The organism is Enterococcus sp. 3H8_DIV0648 (genome assembly GCF_002140655.1).
Lineage (GTDB): Bacteria > Bacillota > Bacilli > Lactobacillales > Enterococcaceae > Enterococcus_A > Enterococcus_A hulanensis.
Genome location: NZ_NGLG01000002.1, coordinates 23,816 through 27,742, shown reverse-complemented (window position 1 = coordinate 27,742; position 3,927 = coordinate 23,816). Strand labels below are relative to the sequence as shown.

General features: G+C 36.7%; 5 protein-coding genes. 3 read left to right on the top strand and 2 right to left on the bottom strand.

Annotation, left to right across the window (positions count from 1 at the left end):
- Positions 1 to 98: 98 nt before the first annotated feature.
- Both A5875_RS16605 and A5875_RS16600 read right to left on the bottom strand, forming a co-directional pair.
- Positions 99 to 530, bottom strand: a complete 432-nt coding sequence (locus A5875_RS16605) for a hypothetical protein (protein ID WP_088934739.1) — start codon at positions 528 to 530, stop codon at positions 99 to 101.
- Between the two features lie 211 nt (positions 531 to 741).
- A complete protein-coding gene (locus A5875_RS16600; protein ID WP_088934738.1) occupies positions 742 to 1,905 on the bottom strand; it encodes an NlpC/P60 family protein in 1,164 nt (387 codons plus the stop codon).
- A gap of 346 nt (positions 1,906 to 2,251) precedes the next feature.
- Between A5875_RS16600 and A5875_RS16595 the strand changes: the two genes are divergently transcribed.
- The 3 genes from A5875_RS16595 (at position 2,252) to A5875_RS16585 (ending at position 3,428) form a co-directional block, all read left to right on the top strand.
- Positions 2,252 to 2,611 (top strand): LytTR family DNA-binding domain-containing protein, encoded by a 360-nt coding sequence (locus A5875_RS16595; RefSeq protein WP_088934737.1) that lies wholly within the window; start codon positions 2,252 to 2,254, stop codon positions 2,609 to 2,611.
- A gap of 81 nt (positions 2,612 to 2,692) precedes the next feature.
- On the top strand, positions 2,693 to 3,301 hold the full coding sequence (locus A5875_RS16590; protein WP_088934736.1) for an accessory gene regulator B family protein: 609 nt from the start codon (positions 2,693 to 2,695) through the stop codon (positions 3,299 to 3,301).
- Positions 3,276 to 3,428 (top strand): AgrD family cyclic lactone autoinducer peptide, encoded by a 153-nt coding sequence (locus A5875_RS16585; RefSeq protein WP_088934735.1) that lies wholly within the window; start codon positions 3,276 to 3,278, stop codon positions 3,426 to 3,428. Before A5875_RS16590 ends, A5875_RS16585 begins: the two co-directional genes overlap by 26 nt.
- Positions 3,429 to 3,927 lie beyond the last annotated feature (499 nt).

Here is a 3,927-nt window from a genome sequence, read left to right as displayed (position 1 = left end):
ATTTAGCCATGTACGAATTAGATAAAATCACTCAAAAACACCTGCGATGAGAAGATCGCAGGTGTTAATTGATTATCTTTTATTTTTTGTGCAAACATTCATTTCGCTCTCTGTAATTTCAACTCTTTTATTTTCTTTTGATTGTTAAATATCTGCAATCCTAAGTGATTTTTATCGATTTTAATGAGGTGGTATTCTGTGTTGCTGCCACTTTTTGTCAGAACGATATTGCCTTTAGAAGAATTCACAGCAATTTGAGCATCTTCCATCAAAAAAAAGTCGTTTTGTTTAATATTCCAGTACTGACATTCACCATTTTTAGTCTTGATCGTATAACGATTAGATTGACTAGACCAATTCCCCTCCAACCACATCGCATTGTCGACAAACTGCGCATTGATAAAATTGATTAAAAAGAATACGAAAAGAATCAGCAAACCATAAACGATTCTCTGCTGTTTTTTAGTCAGTTTTCTAAATTTGTGCAACACCTGATAAATCCCTGTATCAAGCTGTTTTATGACTTTCATCGCCCCTCGATTCCTCACTTTCTGCCCAAGCTGCTTTATTTCCTGTACCTAAACTATAATAGAATACTTTTTTACTAAAGAACCCTCTCAATCCTCAACGGTCATTTTTCAATCCTGAACGCAAGGCAAAATTCTTAATTATTCTTTTTGAGTAAAAATCGTTCAAAAAAGCACCTGCGATTTTTCAATCACAAGTGCCTGATAGATAAAGTTATTTAAGAATTCTTGTGGCATACCAAGCTACACCTTCAGATTTCCAGCCTGCTCTAACCAAACTGTCCCGTTCAGAAGCTAACGGTGTATAGTGATGGCTGTCCTCTCTTGGTGCGGCTTGAGGATTATACAGACGATAGACGGGAACATTTCCTCCTGTATTCCATGAAACGCCCTCATACTTCCAGCCTGCTTTTACTAAGTCATTCTTTTCGTAAGTATGGGGAGTGTAATGATGTCTGCCATTATTGGGATTGTACATTCTGTATACAGAAGCACCCGATGAAGGCGATACCCAACCGACACCTTCGTAATTCCAGCCAACCTTGATTAAATTGATCGCCTCACTTGTTAGCTGTGTATAGTGATGCTGCCCATCGTTTTTATTGTACATTCTAAAAATGAAGCGTTCATTTGCTGCTTGTCCATCTGTCGAAGGGTAAACATTGGGATCTGTTCCATTAGAATTTAAAATTCTTCTAGCAAAATTGGGGTAAAAATAGCTGATATCAACAGCCGTGACTGTCTGCCCCGGTTGAGGCGAATGGACCATCTGATTATTTCCAATGTATATTCCTACGTGATAGGTAGCGCCCCTGCTGCCATAGAAAAGCAGATCTCCCGGCTGTAAAGAATTCAAGCTTGCCTCAGTCCCATTCTTCTCCTGATTTGTCGTTCCCATTGGCAAGTCAACATTCACTGCCTGCTTATAAACGTACTTGACTAAACCGCCGCAATCAAATGAATTTGGGCCTGAAGCACCCCAAGCATACGGCTTGCCGATTTGATCCCTAGCTTTAGCCACAACAGAATTCTGTTGACCAGTCGATCGCGGCATCGGAGGTAGATCAGCTGCTGCTAATTGGGGGATACTCATGATTTGTTCAAATTGCTGTTCTGAATATCCGGCTTGGATAGCTTTGGCTTCTTCTAGATCATCTGATTCTGCGGAACTTGTATCCGGCGCATTGACAGAGCTGGATGTTTTTTCCGATTCAATCAAGCTGTTCGGACTTGCTACAGAACTTGAAGAACTACTTGTTTCCATCTGGATCGTCGAGTCAGTACTTTCCGCAGCAACAAGCTCTGTAGTTGCCAACGTAATCAAACCTATTAGTGCCAAAGAAGTGCTAAACAATCGTAACCCTATATGTTTTTTCATAAAATAACTCCCGTTTTCTTATTAGATTAAATTTGAAAATTAAAGCTATTCGAATTCTTCTTAGTATAAGCATATTAGCCATCAAGAATCTTCGAAGCTCTCGATTCTATAAAATAACTAAGAACCACAAACATTGTACAATAATTACCCTGTAATTGCATCCCCTTATTTTGTAAGTCTTTATCATTATGCTTTTCTCGCTTTAAGAAAGAACACGAGAATATACTTTTGTAGACTTTCATGTGGGAGCGATGACCATTCGCGATCGTTTTTCGACCATTCACGACAAAACCCTTATCAATTTGCAACAAATTCTTTAAAATTGCCGATAAGGAGGTTTCTTCATATGAAAGCACCGATTATTCTAGAAACTAAAAAAGGCACAATTATTATCCAAGCGGCGGATTTACTCTATATCACAGTCGACACGACTAAAGATCATTCTTTATGTTTTGTGACAAAACACGACAAATACTATTGCACAGGAGATTTGAACAACTACGAAGATGCGTATCAAAACTGGCTGTTCCGTTGTCATCGCTCCTTTATCGTTAACCTGTTAACCATTCGAGAAATCAATAAATACGAAAGACGTGTTTACTTTTTGGACGATTCCTTCAATAATAACTGTCCTTTCTCGCGAAGAAAATACGCACCATTAAAGCAATCGCTGAAGGACATTCTGTTAACAGAACAAGAAGCCTGATACTGGTTTACATTGTAGTGAGGCAAAAAAAGGATTACAATCAAAAAGTAATGCGAACTATAGCACAAGAGGTAGTTGACTATGACACACACTTTCACCTTATTTATACTAGAAAAGCTTCGAGCACAAAATTTTATGACCGAGGAAGAATTTGAAAACGTCCAATACTCTTTAGAAATCCTGTTGATCAATATTTTAAAAAGTATTCAGGTTTACTTTATTTCCTTTTTATTCGGTTTACTTTTTGAAACGTTCATTATGAATCTAGCCTATATTCTTTTGAGATGGCACGCAAATGGCTGGCATGCGAAGTCTTCCATTGCCTGTTCACTTTTTGGAATAGCTACGTTTGTGGGCATTCCTTACGTCCTCCAAGAAACGAATTTTACCCTATCGACTCCTTGGATGCTGATTCTATCTGTAATTATTCTGTTGTGCGTCTTTTTCTATGCGCCGGCCGATACAGAAAAGAACCCTTTAGTTAGCGTAAGTGAACGGAAAAGGAAGAAGTTATTCGCTTTAATCAGCGCGTTCTCAATTATTTGTGTATCCCTATTCCTTGTAGGCGCTCAAGTGGGTACTCTGCTAATCATTGGTTTACTGGTGGAAATCTTAATGATCCACCCATTATTTTATAAATTAAACAAAAGGAGCTATAAAAATTATGAAAACTATCAAATCCAACCCTAACTTTTTGCTGAGAAACATTTCGAAGATTCTTGTTATGCTCTCAACCATATTGCTAGGTGGACCTTGCATTGTCTGGGGTTATGAACCAGAAAATCCCAAACTTAAAGCTTTGAAAACTAAAGAGTAAATGGGGATTTTTACGTTATTTCTATTAAATTCTATAGAAAATATTTGTCAACTATTTATCTATTCTAGATTAATAAACAAGAAAATCCCTTTTAGAATGATAATTATTCTCCCAGTAATTTCTACTGTCATTTACCTTCTTTTTAATTACTGGGTTTTTGCTGCAATTATGATTTATTTTTTTATCATCGGTAAAAGACTAAACAAAGACTGTTCTAATAATCTAATATGGTTTTTCGGAATATACACGACATTCTCTTATGTCGTTTTTGCCTATTTTATGAACTCTTCAATACATTTTTTTCTTGGAGAAAATGTTTTCGATCAATATATGTACGTCATCAATATGACTATATCTCCAGTCTTTTCCGTTATATGCAATCTGATTTTATTGCGCTTGATTAGACCTAGCATTTCTTTTTTAGAGAAATATCAAGACAATTGGAACCAGATTTTTCTTTTAATCATTAATGTTTTATTAACGCTTTGCTGTATTATTC

Bases quoted from the DNA above. Each gene is read 5' to 3' on its own strand.
- A5875_RS16605 (WP_088934739.1), bottom strand. From the start codon at position 530: ATGAAAGTCATAAAACAGCTTGATACAGGGATTTATCAGGTGTTGCAC.
- A5875_RS16600 (WP_088934738.1), bottom strand. From the start codon at position 1,905: ATGAAAAAACATATAGGGTTACGATTGTTTAGCACTTCTTTGGCACTA.
- A5875_RS16595 (WP_088934737.1), top strand. From the start codon at position 2,252: ATGAAAGCACCGATTATTCTAGAAACTAAAAAAGGCACAATTATTATC.
- A5875_RS16590 (WP_088934736.1), top strand. From the start codon at position 2,693: ATGACACACACTTTCACCTTATTTATACTAGAAAAGCTTCGAGCACAA.
- A5875_RS16585 (WP_088934735.1), top strand. From the start codon at position 3,276: ATGAAAACTATCAAATCCAACCCTAACTTTTTGCTGAGAAACATTTCG.